Origin of the sequence: Xanthomonas sp. NCPPB 1062, from assembly GCF_041481705.2 — a bacterium.
Classification (GTDB): Bacteria; Pseudomonadota; Gammaproteobacteria; order Xanthomonadales; family Xanthomonadaceae; genus Xanthomonas; species Xanthomonas euvesicatoria.
Window position 1 is genome coordinate 4,045,599 of sequence record NZ_CM192987.1, and the last position, 15,744, is coordinate 4,061,342.

16 protein-coding genes are annotated in these 15,744 nt (G+C 66.0%); 8 read left to right on the forward strand and 8 right to left on the reverse strand.

From position 1 onward, the window contains the following. Window positions 1-137: 137 nt before the first annotated feature. Together maiA and ACCQ16_RS17270 are read right to left on the reverse strand one after the other, a co-directional pair. On the reverse strand, window positions 138-800 hold the full coding sequence (gene maiA / locus ACCQ16_RS17265; protein WP_277573195.1) for a maleylacetoacetate isomerase: 663 nt from the start codon (window positions 798-800) through the stop codon (window positions 138-140). A 31-nt stretch (window positions 801-831) separates the two neighbouring features. Next, window positions 832-1,890 carry a fumarylacetoacetate hydrolase family protein gene (locus tag ACCQ16_RS17270; RefSeq protein WP_029820312.1) on the reverse strand — a complete coding sequence of 353 codons (1,059 nt, stop codon included), beginning with the start codon at window positions 1,888-1,890 and terminating at the stop codon, window positions 832-834. Window positions 1,891-2,198: 308 nt separating this feature from the next. Here ACCQ16_RS17270 and ACCQ16_RS17275 point away from each other — a divergent pair, with 308 nt between their 5' ends. The 3 genes from ACCQ16_RS17275 (at window position 2,199) to ACCQ16_RS17285 (ending at window position 4,603) form a co-directional block, all read left to right on the forward strand. Beyond that, a complete protein-coding gene (locus ACCQ16_RS17275; RefSeq protein ID WP_008576904.1) occupies window positions 2,199-3,587 on the forward strand; it encodes a DEAD/DEAH box helicase in 1,389 nt (462 codons plus the stop codon). Window positions 3,588-3,722: 135 nt separating this feature from the next. Beyond that, on the forward strand, window positions 3,723-4,076 hold the full coding sequence (gene queD / locus ACCQ16_RS17280) for a 6-carboxytetrahydropterin synthase QueD (RefSeq protein ID WP_008576903.1): 354 nt from the start codon (window positions 3,723-3,725) through the stop codon (window positions 4,074-4,076). A gap of 191 nt (window positions 4,077-4,267) precedes the next feature. Further along, window positions 4,268-4,603 carry a phasin family protein gene (locus ACCQ16_RS17285; RefSeq protein ID WP_008576902.1) on the forward strand — a complete coding sequence of 112 codons (336 nt, stop codon included), beginning with the start codon at window positions 4,268-4,270 and terminating at the stop codon, window positions 4,601-4,603. A 112-nt stretch (window positions 4,604-4,715) separates the two neighbouring features. Here ACCQ16_RS17285 and bioD read toward each other — a convergent pair whose 3' ends face one another. Continuing rightward, window positions 4,716-5,390, reverse strand: a complete 675-nt coding sequence (gene bioD, locus ACCQ16_RS17290; protein ID WP_127166848.1) for a dethiobiotin synthase — start codon at window positions 5,388-5,390, stop codon at window positions 4,716-4,718. Window positions 5,391-5,620: 230 nt separating this feature from the next. On the opposite strand from bioD, the gene msrC reads away from it, so the two are divergent. After that, window positions 5,621-6,103 (forward strand): free L-methionine (R)-S-oxide reductase MsrC, encoded by a 483-nt coding sequence (gene msrC / locus ACCQ16_RS17295; protein ID WP_005920832.1) that lies wholly within the window; start codon window positions 5,621-5,623, stop codon window positions 6,101-6,103. Beyond that, window positions 6,100-6,498 carry a TfoX/Sxy family protein gene (locus ACCQ16_RS17300; RefSeq protein WP_031424957.1) on the forward strand — a complete coding sequence of 133 codons (399 nt, stop codon included), beginning with the start codon at window positions 6,100-6,102 and terminating at the stop codon, window positions 6,496-6,498. Before msrC ends, ACCQ16_RS17300 begins: the two co-directional genes overlap by 4 nt. A gap of 294 nt (window positions 6,499-6,792) precedes the next feature. Here ACCQ16_RS17300 and gph read toward each other — a convergent pair whose 3' ends face one another. Together gph and dinB are read right to left on the reverse strand one after the other, a co-directional pair. Further along, complete coding sequence (gph, locus tag ACCQ16_RS17305) at window positions 6,793-7,443, reverse strand: phosphoglycolate phosphatase (protein WP_277573196.1); 651 nt, start codon at window positions 7,441-7,443, stop codon at window positions 6,793-6,795. Window positions 7,444-7,585: 142 nt separating this feature from the next. Next, window positions 7,586-8,665, reverse strand: coding sequence for a DNA polymerase IV (gene dinB, locus ACCQ16_RS17310; RefSeq protein WP_008571016.1), 1,080 nt, complete (start codon window positions 8,663-8,665; stop codon window positions 7,586-7,588). Between the two features lie 347 nt (window positions 8,666-9,012). Between dinB and fabA the strand changes: the two genes are divergently transcribed. Next, window positions 9,013-9,528, forward strand: coding sequence for a 3-hydroxyacyl-[acyl-carrier-protein] dehydratase FabA (gene fabA, locus ACCQ16_RS17315; protein WP_033478375.1), 516 nt, complete (start codon window positions 9,013-9,015; stop codon window positions 9,526-9,528). Next, window positions 9,528-10,736, forward strand: a complete 1,209-nt coding sequence (fabB, locus tag ACCQ16_RS17320; RefSeq protein ID WP_031424959.1) for a beta-ketoacyl-ACP synthase I — start codon at window positions 9,528-9,530, stop codon at window positions 10,734-10,736. The genes fabA and fabB overlap by 1 nt, the downstream gene beginning before the upstream one ends. Before the next feature lie 276 nt (window positions 10,737-11,012). Here fabB and ACCQ16_RS17325 read toward each other — a convergent pair whose 3' ends face one another. The 3 genes from ACCQ16_RS17325 to ACCQ16_RS17335 all read right to left on the reverse strand — a co-directional run bounded on the left by ACCQ16_RS17325 (window position 11,013) and on the right by ACCQ16_RS17335 (window position 15,171). Further along, a complete protein-coding gene (locus ACCQ16_RS17325; RefSeq protein ID WP_277573197.1) occupies window positions 11,013-11,720 on the reverse strand; it encodes an SH3 domain-containing protein in 708 nt (235 codons plus the stop codon). Between the two features lie 138 nt (window positions 11,721-11,858). After that, the gene (locus ACCQ16_RS17330; RefSeq protein ID WP_372380043.1) at window positions 11,859-13,883 is read right to left on the reverse strand and encodes a M3 family metallopeptidase; all 2,025 of its coding nucleotides are present in this window, start codon (window positions 13,881-13,883) and stop codon (window positions 11,859-11,861) included. Between the two features lie 184 nt (window positions 13,884-14,067). Beyond that, window positions 14,068-15,171 (reverse strand): PLP-dependent cysteine synthase family protein, encoded by a 1,104-nt coding sequence (locus ACCQ16_RS17335; protein ID WP_005914733.1) that lies wholly within the window; start codon window positions 15,169-15,171, stop codon window positions 14,068-14,070. A gap of 91 nt (window positions 15,172-15,262) precedes the next feature. Between ACCQ16_RS17335 and ACCQ16_RS17340 the strand changes: the two genes are divergently transcribed. Beyond that, window positions 15,263-15,718 carry a CopL family metal-binding regulatory protein gene (locus tag ACCQ16_RS17340; RefSeq protein WP_029820320.1) on the forward strand — a complete coding sequence of 152 codons (456 nt, stop codon included), beginning with the start codon at window positions 15,263-15,265 and terminating at the stop codon, window positions 15,716-15,718. Window positions 15,719-15,744: the final 26 nt, after the last annotated feature.

A 15,744-nucleotide genomic window follows, 5' to 3' on the forward strand; every position in this document is an offset into this window, starting at 1 on the left:
CGGTGCCGAAGCTCTCAAACTTGCATTCCTATTCGCCTGGCGTGACGCCGACTGCCCGAACCGGGTGATTGCCTGCCCTTCTCCCGTGGCACGGAAGAAGGTCCCGAAGGGCGGATGAGGGCTGTAACAGCCTGCCCTCAGCCCACCGCGTCGGCCTGCATCTCCGGGCGCGCCGCGTCGAAGGCCGGTAACTGCAGGCAGGCCTGCTCGATGCGCCGCAGGGTCGGATACGGCGCCAGATCGACCTCGAACCGGTGCGCGTTGTAGAGCTGCGGGATCAGCACGCAATCGGCCAGGCCCGGTGCATCGCCGTGGCAGAAGCGCCCGGTCTGCGCATCGCGCGCCAGCTGCGTTTCCAGTGCCGCAAAGCCCCGCTCCATCCAGCGCCGTGTCCACTGCTGGCGTTGTGCGCCCTCCAGCGCAAACTCGCGCTCCAGCACCTGCATGACGCGCAGGTTGTTGAGCGGGTGCACATCGCAGGCGATGAGCTGCGCAAGTGCGCGCACCCGTGCGCGTTCGGCAGGCGCGCCCGGCAGCAACGCCGTGGTGTCCGCGAATGTCTCTTCCAGATACTCCAGAATCGCCAGCGACTGTGCGATCACCACATCGCCATGCCGCAACGTCGGCACCAGTTCCTGCGGATTGAGTTGCGCATAGGCCGGCGCGTGCTGCTCGCCCCCATCGCGCACCAGATGCACCGGGCGGGCGATGTAATCCAGCACCTTCAGCCCAAGACCGATGCGCACGCGATACGCCGCGCTGGAGCGCCAGTACGAAAACAGCTCCAGGGCCGCGCTCATACGCGACCGCCTGTCGTCGCTGCGCCGCAGGTCATGGCAGCGGCTGCCGCTCGACGCGCTGTTCGATCGCACCGAAGATGCTGGCGCCACTGGCATCGAACATCTCGATCCGCACCATGTCCCCGAACGCCATGAACGGCGTGCTGGGCTTGCCGTCGCGCAGCGTCTCGACCACGCGTTGCTCGGCAAAACACGAGGCGCCCAAGGCGGTGTCCTGGTTGGCGATGGTGCCCGAGCCCACGATGGTGCCGGCCGACAGCGGACGGGTCTTGGCGGCGTGGGCGATCAGTTGGGCGAAGTCGAACTGCATGTCGTTGCCGGCTTCGGGCGCGCCGAACCAGGCGCCGTTGACGTGCGTGACCAGCGGAAGATGCACCTTGTTGTCGCGCCAGGCATCGTCCAGCTCGTCGGGGGTGACGAACACCGGCGACAGCGCCGAACGCGGCTTGGATTGCACGAAACCAAAGCCCTTGGCGAGCTCGGCCGGAATCAGGTTGCGCAGCGAGACATCGTTGACCAGGCCCACCAACTGGATATGCGCGGCCGCCTGCTCGGGCGAGGCGCCCATCGGCACGTCGTCGGTGATGACCACAATCTCCGCCTCCAGGTCGATGCCGTAGTCCTCGCTGATCACCTTGATGGCATCGCGCGGGCCATAGAAGCCGGCGCTGGTGGCCTGGTACATCAGCGGGTCGGTGTAGAAGCTTTCCGGCACTTCGGCATTGCGTGCGCGGCGCACCCGCTCCACATGCGGCAGGTAGGCACTGCCGTCGACGAACTCGTAGGCGCGCGGCAAGGGGGCGGCCAAGGCCTGCACATCCAGATCGAACACGCCGTCGGCGCTGCCATCGTTGAGCGAGGCCGACAAGGCATTCAGGCGCGGCGCCACATTGCTCCAGTCCTCCAGCGCGCGCTGCAGCGTGGGCGCGATGCCGGTGGCGCGCACGGCGGTGCGCAGGTCGCGTGAAACCACGATCAGGCTGCCGTCGCGACCGCCTTCTTTCAGGGAACCTAGCTTCATGACCATCCTGTGCTGTGGCTGATCGGACGATTGTACGGCCTGCCGCACTACTGGTTGCACCTGAAACAACTGACCGTGACCACAACCGCGAAACCGCGATTTTGTGCAGCGCGCCAAACGCGAGTACACTTGCCGGGTCTGCATGCGGCCGTCCGTTTCCCTTAGGGACAGCCGGCGAGGCCAGGATCGATCGATCCGCTCGCCCGCCCCACCCGACGCCTTTCGTGGTGCCGACAAACCCATCGCTCCTTGATCGGGTTGATCCACCATCTCGCAGCGCGGTTCACGGGAACGCTCCGAGCCTCACCTTCTTGCATCTGCAATGCGTTTGCGCTCCGGGCTTGGCTTGGCGGCGACGCTTTACTTGGAGCTTCCTGATGTCTTTTGAATCCCTGGGCCTTGCGCCCTTCCTGCTGCGCGCGTTGGCCGAGCAGGGCTACGAAACCCCCACCCCGATCCAGCAGCAGGCGATCCCCTTGGTGCTGGCCGGTCACGACCTGCTGGCCGGCGCGCAGACCGGCACCGGCAAGACCGCTGCCTTCGGCCTGCCGCTGCTGCAGCACCTGGGCACCGCGCCGCAGACCGTCAACGGCCCGCGCAAGCCGCGCGCGCTGATTCTGACCCCCACCCGCGAACTGGCCACCCAGGTGCACGACAGCCTGCGCGGCTACAGCAAGTACCTGCGCATCCCCAGCGCGGTGATCTATGGCGGCGTGGGCATGGGCAACCAGCTCGATGCGCTGCGTCGTGGCGTGGACCTGCTGATCGCCTGCCCGGGCCGCCTGATCGACCATATCGAACGTCGCAGCGTGGACCTGTCCGGTATCGAAGTACTGATCCTGGACGAAGCCGATCGCATGCTCGACATGGGCTTCCTGCCGTCGATCAAGCGCATCCTGACCAAGCTGCCGCGCCAGGACCGTCAGACGCTGCTGTTCTCGGCCACCTTCGAAGAGAACATCAAGCAGTTGGCGCTGGAGTTCATGCGCAACCCGATGCAGATCCAGGTCACCCCGAGCAACACCGTGGCCGAGAGCATCACCCACCGCGTGCACCCGGTCGATGGCGCCCGCAAGCGCGATCTGTTGCTGCACCTGCTGGCGCAGGACAGCCGCGAGCAGACCCTGGTGTTCGCGCGCACCAAGCACGGCAGCGACAAGCTGGCGCTGTTCCTGGAGAAGTCCGGCATCAAGACCGCGGCGATCCATGGCAACAAGAGCCAGGGTCAGCGCATGCGCGCGCTGAGCGACTTCAAGGCAGGCCGGGTGACCGTGCTGGTGGCCACCGATATCGCCGCGCGCGGGATCGATATCGACCAGCTGCCGAAGGTCATCAACTACGACCTGCCGATGGTGGCCGAGGACTACGTGCACCGCATCGGCCGCACCGGCCGTAACGGCTCCACCGGCGAGGCGATTTCGCTGGTGGCGCAGGACGAAGCCAAGCTGCTGCGCCAGATCGTGCGCATGCTGGGCCGCGACGTGGAAATCCGCGACGTGCCGGGCTACGAGCCGCAGACCCCGATCCGTTGGGGCAACAGCGCGCCGGGTCGCGCCGAGCAGCCGGGTGGCGAGCGCGCGCCGCGCAAGAGCCACGCCCGTCGTCCACATGGCGATGCACCGCGTCAGGCGCATGCGCATGCCGGCCCGAAGAAGCCGGGTGGCCAGCGCAGCGGCGGGCCGCGTCAGGCCAACGCTGGCGCGGGCGCAGGCCGTCGCGATGGTGGACGTGGCGGCAATGGCCGTCCGGCCAACCGCGGCGCCTGAGCGCTGGGCATGCGCTAAGAACAAGGGCCGCGATGCGGCCCTTGTTCTGTCCGTCCCGGCCTGCCCGGTCTCTTGCGGGATCCTGCCCTGTGCAGTCACGCATCCCTCCCTCTTCCTGCTTGCCGAACCACCATCATGGACATCTTCAAGGTCTTCACCCTGGAAGCCGCGCACCGGCTTCCCAACGTGCCGCCTGGGCATAAATGCGCGCGCCTGCACGGCCATTCGTTTCGCGTCGAGCTGCATGTCAGCGGCGAACCCGGCGCCGAGACCGGCTGGATCATGGATTTCGGTGACATCAAGGCGGCCTTCCAGCCGATCTACGACCGCCTGGACCACCATTACCTCAACGACATCGAAGGGTTGGAAAACCCCACCAGCGAACGCCTGGCGATCTGGATCTGGCAGCAGCTCAAGCCGGCGCTGCCGCAGCTGAGCGAGATCGTGGTGCACGAGACCTGCACCTCCGGCTGTCGCTATCGCGGCTAAGCGGCAGCGCAGTGGGGTGACCTGAAGCCGCCAGCTGGCGGCTTTTCTCATTTGAGCGGCCGCCTAAGCTGTTGATCTTAAAGCGCTTCTACGCACGTTTGGAAAATCTTCAGGAAACGTGTTGCGTTGCAGCAACATCGGCGTATGTTGCAACGCAACAAACGGTCACGGCTTTCCCCAAGGGGTTCGCAATGTCGGCGCAGTTCGAAAACAGCTTCACCAGTCAGTTCGCGTCTGTCGCAGCACGTGCCAACCAGTTGGCCTTGGAGACGTTGGAACGCAACGTCAACGCGACCAGCAGCTTCTTCGGCGAGTTCGCGCAGGCGCGCGATCTGGGCGCCTACCAGACGCTCTGGCCGAAAGGCTTGCAGGTTGCGCGCGACAACCTGGAACGCCTGGCCTCGGTCAATCAGGAAGTGGTCGGGCTGGGATTGAAGATGTCCAGCGAGCTTGGGCAGTTTGCCAAGCAGCAGTTCGAAAACGGCAGCGACCAGGCCGGCGCATCAGGCAAGACCCGGCGTAAGTAAGCGCCAATAAATTCAGCGTCTTTGCATGGGTCCCTCCCCCCGTGCAATCCGGCCCGACAGATCCCTCCCTCTGTCGGGCTTTTTTATTGCCCGCGCGAGCGCGCCGTGCCAGCTAGCGCGGCAATTGCAGCCCGTGTGCCTGGGCGGCAGCGTCGGCGCCCGGTCGCCACGGGATCCGGCCCCAGCACGGCATCGCCAGGCGCTGGCGCAGCATGCCGATGTTCTCTTCGATGCGCTCCATCTGCGGATCGATTTCATTGGCGATCCACCCGATGCACTGCAGCCCATCGGCGGCGATGGCCGCAGCAGTGAGCCGCGCGTGGTTGATGCAGCCCAGCCGCACGCCGACCACCAGCACCACCGGCAGCTGCAAGGCGCGCACCAGATCGGCTTGGTCCAGGGTCGCGCTCAGCGGCGCGGCCCACCCGCCCACCCCTTCCACCACCACCACCTCGGCCTGCGTGCGCAATTGCGCGAACGCGTGTGCGATGGGCTCCAGCGCCAGCGTTACGCCGACATCGGCCGCCGCCAGTTCCGGTGCCAGCGGCGCCGGCAAGGCGTAGGGATTGAGCGTGGCGTAGTCCGGCTGCGGATCGCTGGCCGCCTGCAGCGCCAGCGCGTCTTCGTTACGCCAACCCTGCGGCGTGTGCTCGCAGCCGCTGGCCACCGGCTTCATGCCGACGGCGCGATGGCCGCGTGCGCGCAAGGCGTGCAACAGCGCGGTGCTGCCCATGGTCTTGCCGATGCCGGTATCGGTGCCGGTGACATAAAAAGCTGGATGCTGCATACGCCTGATCCTGCGGCCGCGCCGCCATTGCCGTGAGGGCGCGCAGCATAGCGTGCGCACTGCACGTGCGGCTGAGGACGGTTGGTGTCGTTTGCCTGCGAGGCCACGTTGCCCCTGTGCGCGCCGCTGGCTGCCTCGGCCAATGATCGCGATTCAGTGCTGGAAAGCTCCTGCGCGTTCCTTGCCCGATCGCAACCACGCTGCAAGACGGCCACTGCTAAACTTTGCCGATGTTCGCCACCTCTTCGCTGACCGGCAGCAAGCCGGAACAATATGCCCAGCTCACCGCCCAGGCCCAGGCACTGGTGCACGGCGAGCCGGACCGGATCGCCAATGCCGCCAATCTGGCCGCGCTGATCTTCCATTCGTTGCCGTCGCTCAACTGGGCCGGCTTCTACTTCTACGACGGCCGCGAGCTGGTGGTGGGGCCGTTCCAGGGCCTGCCGGCGTGCGTGCGCATCCCGCTGGACAAAGGCGTGTGCGGTGCGGCTGCCAGTACCCGGCAGAGCCAGCGCATTGCCGATGTGGACGCGTTCCCCGGGCATATTGCCTGCGATTCGGCATCGCGCTCGGAGCTGGTGATTCCACTGGTCAAAGGCGATGCGCTGATCGGCGTGCTGGACCTGGATAGCCCGGAGCTGGACCGCTTCGATGCCGACGATCAACGTGGCCTGGAAGCCATTGCGCAACTCTTCGTAGACGCGCTGGCGTGACCACCGAGCGGATGCGCAACATCGGGCCCAAAAGCGCGGCATGGCTGCGCCAGGTCGGGCTGCGCACGCAGCAGGACCTGCAAGCGGTGGGTGCGGTGGGCGCATTCGTCAAGGTGCGCCGCGCGGGCTTCAAGCCCAGCCTCAACCTGCTGTATTCGTTGGAAGGCGCGTTGGCCGATTGCCATTGGCAGGACGTGCCCGAAGCGCGCCGGCATGCCTTGCTCGCCGAATACGAAGCGGCCAGCGCGCTGCTGCCGGTGCGCGGGCGTGCCGTCGGCGGGCCGGTGGAAACCGTGCACTATGCGCGCGCCGACAACGACGATACGCACGGCGACGCGGCTACGGCAACCGACCTTTACGACGCTGCGGATGCAGAGCGAGCAGGCGAGGATTGAATCGGCCGGCAGCGCCCCGGCAATCGGCTGATCGATGCAGCTGGCCCATGCGCGCGCTCATGCATGCAGCCTCGCGTCGCACTACGCATGGCTCGTTTCAGAGCCTGAAGCGCAAGGTCCTGCGACGACACGCACCGGTCGGCATGCATGGCTCACCACCGTGTCTTGGGTGCTGGCTGCTCAGCGGCACAGGTAGCTGTTGCACAATCTCCCGCTTCAGCGCAGACGCCCGAGCTTGCGCCTGCGGCCGTAACGCACGCTGCCGCATCGGTCGATCCGTGGTGCGCGCGTAGGTCAGCGCAACGCGAGCAGTTCACGCATGTCGTCGACGATGGTCACGGCACCGGCGCGTTGCACATCGAAACCGCGCAGGTAGCCGTAACGCACCATCGCCAGCGGCATGTTCGCGGCGTTTGCGGCGGCGGCATCGGTGGCCGAATCGCCAACCATCAAACACTGTTGCGGGCTGCGTTGAAAGTGACTGGCAAGCTGCAGCAGCGGTGCCGGGTCAGGCTTGCGCTGCGGCAACGAATCGCCCCCGAGCACACGGCTGAAATGCGCGGCGATACCCAGATGCTCCAGCAACGGCGCGATAAAACGCGCAGGTTTGTTGGTGCACAATGCCAGCGTGGCGCCCGCATCGCGCAGGCCGGCCAGCGCCTCGGCAACGCCCGGGTACAACTGCGGGTCGTGCAGCAGGCTCGCCTCGTAATGGCGCATCATCACCGGCATTTCGGCATCGGCATCGCGCGTGCTGCCGGCTTCGCGCAATGCGGTGGCAAGCAATACCTTGACGCCTTCGCCGATCCAGCTGCGGATCGTGGCTTGGCTGAACTGCTGTAGCCCCAACTCCTGCAAGGTACTGTTGAGAGCCTCGGCGATATTGGGTGCGCTGTCCACCAGCGTGCCATCCAGGTCGAAGATCACCAGCGGATACGGAAACATTCGGACGGCCTCGTGCGTGGGAGAGCCGCAGTGTACGCAGTGCAAGATTCAGCGCGTGTCACTGCCAAGCACCGTGGATTGCTCGCCACCTGCGTTAGATGCAGTCATCGCCGCATGCGAGACGCGATGCAGCACGGGCCGCTCACTCCAACGGCGGCATCTGGCCGAACAACTGCCCCTGCACGGCGCCATCTTCGACATCGCTGAAACCGCTCAAGCCCACACCGACCAGGCGATAGCGCGTCTGCGTGGGCAGCTCCACGCGGCGGGTCAATGCCAGGGCAATCTGCGCCAATGCCTCCTGCGAGGTAGGCGGCTGCTCGGGCGTGTAGGAGCGCGTCAGGATGCGAAAATTCGAGGTCTTCAATTTCAGCACGACCGTGCGCCCGATGCGTTCGGTGCGGCGCGTGGCGAGCCAGGTCTTTTCGGCCAGCCGCAGGATGTGCGGGTCCAGTGCATCAAGCGCCAGATCTTCGCTGAAGGTGTCTTCCGAGGAGACCGATTGCACTTCCTGATCCGGCTCGACCGGGCGCTCGTCGATGCCGCGCGCGCGGCGATACAGGCTCTGACCGAAACTGCCGAAATGCGCCTGCAGTTCTTCCAATGGCCGCTGGCGCAGATCGGCCACGGTGACGATGCCCAGCGCCGCCAACTTGCCATCCATTACCTTGCCTACGCCGGGAATGCGATTGACCTTGAGCGGCAGCAAAAATGCATCCACGCGGCTGGGCGCAATCACGAACTGGCCATCGGGCTTGCGCCAATCCGACGCAATCTTGGCCAGGAACTTGTTCGGCGCGATGCCGGCCGATGCGGTGAGCTGGGTTTCCTCGCGGATCTGCGTACGGATCAACTGCGCAACCTCGGTGGCCAACTGCATGCCGGTTTTGGCGTGCGTGACGTCCAGATAGGCCTCGTCCAGCGACAACGGCTCCACCAAGTCGGTATGACGATGGAAAATCTCGCGTACTTGCCGCGACACCGCCTTGTAGCGCGCAAAATCCGGCGGCACGAAGATCGCGTCCGGGCACAGGCGCTCGGCACGCACGGCCGGCATCGCCGAGCGAATACCGAAGGTCCGCGCTTCGTAGGAGGCCGCGCACACCACCGAGCGCGCGCCGCGCCAGGCCACCACTACCGGCTTGCCGCGCAGGCCCGGGTCGTCACGCTGCTCCACGGACGCGTAGAACGCATCCATGTCCACGTGCACGATCTTGCGCATCAAGCGGGGTTCTCTGTCGCAGGTCTGCGCCCATGATAAGCCAGCGCCGTCTCACCCCTTGCGTCGAGAGACATCGCCACGGATTGGCAAAGCGAACACGAGCGCGTCCTCAATAGCAAAGGTAACGCATCCGACGACAGCGCCTGCACGGCCAACCATGCAGGCCTGCCACGCATGTGCCGACGGCGGTCCCGAGCACCGTGACTTCGCCTGCAACAGTGCATCTGCGCACTGGGCACTCAGCGGAAAACAGCACGCATGCGTACGGATAAAACGTTTGATTGAACCGCGCGACCTCATGCACCCTTCCCCGCCTCGCCTCTCGCTCCTTGCAGGACACGTTCGTCATGACTCGTCAAAGTACGTACTCGCGCGACCAATTGCTGGCCAGCGCGCGTGGGGAATTGTTTGCGCCCGACAGCGGCCGTCTGCCCAACGATCCGATGCTGATGTTCGACCGCATCACCGAGATCAGCGACGCCGGCGGTGCACATGGCAAGGGGCTGATTCGTGCCGAACTGGATATCCGCCCGGACCTGTGGTTCTTCGGCTGCCACTTCATCGGCGACCCGGTGATGCCAGGCTGCCTGGGCCTGGATGCGATGTGGCAACTGACCGGCTTTTTCCTCACCTGGATCGGCGCGCCGGGCCGTGGCCGCGCGTTGGGCTGCGGCGAGGTCAAGTTCACCGGCCAGGTGCTGCCCAGCGCCAAGCTGGTGCGCTACGAGGTCGATGTCAGCCGCGTCATCAACCGCAAGCTGGTGATGGCGCAGACCGATGCACGCATGCTGGTGGATGGGCGCGAGATCTACACCGCCAAGGATCTGCGTGTGGGCATGTTCACTTCAACGGAGAATTTCTGATGCGTCGCGTCGTCATTACCGGAATGGGCATCACCTCATGCCTGGGCAACGATCTGGACACCGTCTCCAGCGCACTGCGCGAGAGCCGCTCCGGTATCACCGCGCTGCCCGATCACGCCGAAGCAGGCCTGCGGAGCCAGGTCGGCGGTGCGGTGGCGCTGGATTTGGACAGCCTGATCGACCGCAAGCTCAAACGCTTCATGGGCGATGCCTCGGCCTACGCATACCTGGCAATGCGCGATGCGATCGCCGATGCGGGCCTGGATGCCGAGCAGGTCAGCGGCCTGCGCACCGGTGTGATTGCCGGCTCCGGTGGCGGCTCCAGCCAATGGCAGGTGGAAACCGCCGACCTGCTGCGCAACCGTGGCGTGCGCAAAGTAGGCCCATACATGGTGCCGCGCACGATGTGTTCGTCGGTGTCCGCATCGCTGGCCACCGCGTTCAAAATACGCGGGCTGAGCTACTCGCTGTCGGCCGCGTGCGCGACGTCTGCGCATTGCATCGGTGCGGCGGCAGATCTGATCCGGCATGGCGCGCAGGACGTGATGTTCGCCGGTGGCGGCGAAGAACTGCACTGGACCATGAGCGTCATGTTCGATGCGATGGGCGCGCTGTCCACCGGCTTCAACGATCGCCCTGCCGTGGCCTCGCGCCCATACGATGCGCAGCGCGATGGCTTCGTCATCGGCAGCGGCGGCGGCATGCTGGTGCTGGAAGACTACGACCACGCCATCGCGCGTGGCGCACGCATCCATGCCGAACTGCTCGGATATGGCGTGACCTCCGACGGTGCCGACATGGTCGCGCCCAGCGGCGAAGGCGCCGTGCGCTGCATGCACATGGCCATGCAGGGCTTGCAGCGCCCGATCGATTACCTCAACACGCATGGCACGTCCACGCCGTTGGGCGATGTCACCGAACTGGGCGCGGTGCGCGAGGTATTCGGCGACAACGTGCCGCCGCTGTCTTCGACCAAGGGGCTCTCCGGGCACTCGCTGGGCGCGGCCAGCGTGCACGAGGCGATCTACAGCCTGCTGATGCTGCGCGATGGCTTCATGGCCGGCTCGGCGCATATCGACGAACTCGACCCGCGTGCCGAAGGCTTTCCTATCCTGCGGCAGACACAGGACGCGACCTTGAACACGGTGATGTCCAACAGTTTCGGCTTCGGTGGCACCAACGCGGCACTGGTCTTCGGCCGGGTGTAACCACTGGCGCCACCGCCGCGATCACGCTGCGGTGGCTCGCCTGCGATGCGGCAACGCGCGCCTAGATCACGCAATGCTGCCAGGGTCTTGCAGGCACTCAGCCGAAGCGTCAGGCCTGCCGTAGCAAGCGCACGCTTGCGCCGCTGGTGCCGGCCCGGGGACCAGCCGCGCGTATCCCCTAGTACACGCCGGGCTCGGTTCGACGAGCGGTCGGCTGGCAATCGTGACGGCCACCAATTTCCATTGCCGAGGCGATTTGTCGCACTCGATGCGTGCCTAATCGATGCAACGCGGTAGCGCGTCATCCTGGTTGCGTGAATTTTCGCACCGTTGCCGAACCGATTGCTCGTAATCGCTGCGTGCCTGGGAGATACAGCTCTGCACGGTACTGTCCTGACTTCCCGAGCGTTCGCATCGATGTATCTTGTCGTCCCGCCTGTCGGCATCTATCCGATTCAGCGCAGCCCGGTCGATCACGGCCCGCTCGCGCTGGGTGCGCTCGGTTTCTGCGCGTGTTTCGGCCTTGGCGCGCCTTGCCAGGGACTGTACTCCGTCCGCCGTCACGCCCTCGCCAGGTGCCAGCAGCTCTAGTGGCAGCGAGTCCCCTGGAGTGTGATCGCGCCAGTAGGCGCGCTCGCTCTCGACGGTCCATTCGCGGCCGCGATAATGCGTGTCCCAGTAGGCATCCAGCGAAAACGTCAGCTTCGGCACCACCTGATTCAAGGCGCCGTGAGCGAGCACGATCGAGGCCGCAGGAAGCCAGCCACGTGCCTCCGGTGAACGCACATCGCACCAAGCGCCGCTGTCGAGACAGCCATAGACCTGCAGCGTACCGCCGGGCTGAACTTCGCCCACGCGCCGGTACTCTTCGGAAGGTCCGGCGCGCAGGCCAACCAGACTGTTGGCGTGGCCGGTGTGCTGCGCCCAAACCGGCAGGGCCGCGGCCATCAGCCATAGCGCACTCCATGAAAAACGTCGCTGCATTGCGCTCTCCTTGTGCCCTATCCCGCCGCATGCTTCGCCCCCGAAGAGGCGCCAGGTCGCGGTTATAGGACAGCTCACCTCAATGCAATGCGAACGCCGTGGCGACGGTAGCAGATGACGACTGCGCCATCGGCGCCGTCAGCCCGCCATGCCGTTATGCCGTAGCAGCGCATCGATGGTCGGGGCCCGACCGCGGAACGCGCGGAAGTTCTCCGCCGCCGGACGACTGCCGCCACGCGCAAGCACCTCGGCGCGGAACCGTGCGCCGGTCTGCTCCAGTTGGTCGGGCGCCTCTTCGAATGCGGCATAGGCATCGGCGCTGAGCACTTCGGCCCACTTGTAGCTGTAATAGCCGGCCGCATAGCCACCTGCAAAAATATGGCTGAACTGATGCGGGAAGCGATTCCATGCCGGCGGCCGATTGACCGCCACTTCGTCGCGCACGCGCTCGATCAATTGCAGCACGCTGTCCTGCGACGGGTCGTAGGTGCTGTGCAGTTGCATGTCGAACAAGGCGAATTCCAGCTGACGCACGGTGAACATGCCGCTCTGGAAATTGCGCGCCGCCAGCAGGCGATCGAACAGGTTCCGCGGCAGCGGTTCGCCGGTCTGCACGTGCGCGGTCATCGCCTGCATGCGCTCCCACTCCCAGCAGAAGTTTTCCATGAACTGGCTGGGCAGCTCTACCGCGTCCCACTCCACGCCATTGATGCCGGCCACGCCCAGCTCGCCAATCCGCGTGAGCAACTGATGCAGGCCGTGGCCCATTTCATGGAACAGCGTGGTGACTTCGCCGTGGCGGAAGGTGGCCGGTGCATCGCCGCTGCCGCGCCCGAAGTTGCACACCAGATACACCAGCGGCGTCTGCACGCCGTTGGCGGTGTTGCGGCGATTGCGGCAATCGTCCATCCACGCGCCGCCGCGTTTGCCTTCGCGCGCGTACAAGTCCAGATAGAACTGGCCAACCAGGGTGCCTTGCGCATCTTCCAACCGGTAGAACCGCACGTCCGGGTGCCACACCGGCGCGCTGTCGGGTTTGACGGTGAGCCCGTACAGGCTGTGGATCACATCGAACAGGCCGGCCAGTACCTTCGGTTCGGTGAAGTACTGCTTCACCTCCTGCTCGGAAAAGCTGTAACGCGCCTGCTTGAGTTTTTCCGAGGCGTAGGCCAGGTCCCAGGCCTGCAGTTCATCCAGACCCAACTCGTCGCGCGCAAAGGCTTCCAGCTCGGCGCGGTCGCGCTGTGCATGCGGCTTGGCGCGCGCGGCCAGATCGCGCAGGAAGCCCATCACCTCGTCGGGGCTCTGCGCCATCTTGGTGGCAACCGAATAGTCGGCGTAACTGGCAAAGCCGAGCAGCTGCGCCAACTCGGCGCGCAGGGCCAGGATGCGATCGATGTTGGCGCTGTTGTCCAGCGTGGCATCGCCGAATTCGGACGCGCGCTCGGCATTGGCGCGATACAGCCGCGCGCGCAGGTCGCGGCTGTCGGCATCGCTCTGCACCGGCAGATAGCACGGCATCTGCAAGGTGAATTTCCAGCCCGGCACGCCGTCCTTTTCGGCGGCGGCGCGTGCGGCGGCGATCACTTCTGCCGGCAGGCCCGACAGCTGGGTCTGGTCTTCGGTCACGTACGACCACGCATCGGTGGCGTCGAGTACGTTCTGCGAGAACTTGGCTGCCAACGCCGAGAGTTCTTCCTGGATCTGTGCGAACCGCGCCTTGGAGGCATCATCGAGTTCTGCACCGCCCAAGCGGAACTCGCGTAGCGCATTTTCCAGCACCTTGCGACGCGCCTCATCGAAGTGTGCGGCTTCCGGCGATTGCGCCAGCGCCTTGTATTGCGCATACAGCGCCAGATTCTGCGCCAGCGCGCTGCCGAAGCGGCTCACCTTGGGCAGGTTGCTGTTATAGGCCTCGCGCAGCTCGGGCGTGTTGACCACCGCCTGCAGGTGCCCCACCTGCCCCCACGCACGCCATAGCCGCTCGGTGGCATCGTCCAGCGGCGTGACGAAGCTGTCCCAGCGCACCGGGCTGACCTGCTCGGCTGCCTTCACCGCCGCCTCGGCCTCGGCGAGCAATTGGTCGATCGCCGGGCCCACGTGTTCGGGGCCGATCGCATCGAAGGACGGCAGTCCGGACAGATCGAGCAGCGGGTTGGTCATGGAGCGCTCCGGCAATGGACTGGATGAGTGGATTCAAGGATCGGCAAACGTGGCACGCAACCGTCAGCAGGTGAGCACGGCACCGAGGGCACGGTGCGCGCCTGGACCCGCCGACTGCGGACACCGATCGCACGGGCGTGGCGGTGAGCGCAGCGCCTTGATGCCTACGTCCCGGATATGGCGGTCATTCCAGCGCCGCACAAGGCAAGGCAGGCAAATCGCCGCCGTTCACGGCCAGCGCAATGGCTGTATCGCTGTCGCTGACATCGATCGCGCGCGCCTGGTACCAGGCCGGGTCGTAATAACTGTGCGCGTATCGTTCGCCGGCATCGCACAGGATGGTGACGATGGAGCCCTGCCGGCCTTCGTCGCGCATGCGCCGGGCAGCCTGCAGCACGCCGACGAAGTTGGTGCCGGTGGAGCCGCCCACGCGGCGGCCCAGCGTGGCGCTGACGTGGCGCATGGCCGCCAGGCTCAGCGCATCGGGCACCTTGATCATCACATCCACGCAGCTGGCAATGAAGCTCGATTCCACCCGCGGGCGGCCGATGCCTTCGATGCGCGAACCGCCGGTGATGGCCAGCTCCTTGGGGCATTGGCCGTCCACTGCGCGGCAATAGCCGTCGAAGAACACCGACACTTCCGGGTCGGCGCACAGGATGCGGGTGGCATGGCGCCGATAGCGCACGTAGCGGCCCAGGGTGGCGCTGGTACCGCCGGTGCCGGGGCTGCAGACGATCCAGTCCGGGATCGGGTGCGGCTCTTCGGCCAGTTGCTTGAAGATCGATTCGGCGATGTTGTTGTTGGCGCGCCAGTCGGTGGCACGCTCGGCATAGGTGAACTGGTCCATGAAGTGCCCGCCGGTCTCGCGTGCGAGCTGGTGCGAGGCGCTGTCCAGGTCGCAGGCGCGTTCGACCAGGTGGCAGCGGCCGCCCTGGAATTGAATCGCGGCGATCTTCTCCGGCGAGGTCGAGGCGGGCATCACCGCGATGAAGGGCACGCCGAGCAAACGCGCGAAATACGCTTCGGAAATGGCCGTGGAGCCACTGGACGCCTCGATCACCGGGCGCCCGGCGCGCAGCCAGCCATTGGTAAGCGCGTACAGGAACAGCGAGCGCGCCAGGCGGTGCTTGAGGCTGCCGGTCGGATGGCTGGACTCGTCCTTGAAGTACAGGTCGATGCCCGGATAGCCCGGCAGTTCCATCGGAATCAGGTGGGTGTCGGCCGAACGATTGAAATCGGCCTCGATCTTCCGGATGGCGGCGGCCACCCACTGGCGCTGCGACATGGCAGGACTTGGCTGCGAAAGTAGCCTCAATTCTACCGCCCCCACCTGCCCGCTTACGCACCCAGCGCATCGGGCGGACAGCTGGGGGCCGATGCTATGCTCGCTGCACCTGTCACTGCCGCGACTACCTGTGCTGCATCGCCTGCTCCGCCTGCTGCTGTGCCTGAGCCTGGTTGCCAATACGGCAACCGGCGCGTGGGCGTCGGTGGGCATGGCCATGCCGGCAATGGCGTCGGGCGCGATGCCCGCCGTGACCATGGCGGGAGGCACCGCCGCGACCCAGAGCGAGTCACCGGCAGCCGTGCCGTGCCATGACGCGATGCCTACGCCGACAGCCATGCAGTGGCACGACAAGGCCACGCGTGCGCACGCGCCCGACTGCTGCAAGCTGGGCAGCTGCGATTGCCTGCAGCACGCCAGCCTCGCCTTGTTGACCTTGCCTGCCGTAGCCGCCGGCCTGCTCGGCCACCCGGCGGTGCCGGACACCCTGACCGAGGGGCGCAGCAGCCCGCTGCCCGACCAACCGGTACGACCTCCCATCGCCTGAGCGCCGACGGCCCTGCCTTGGCCGTC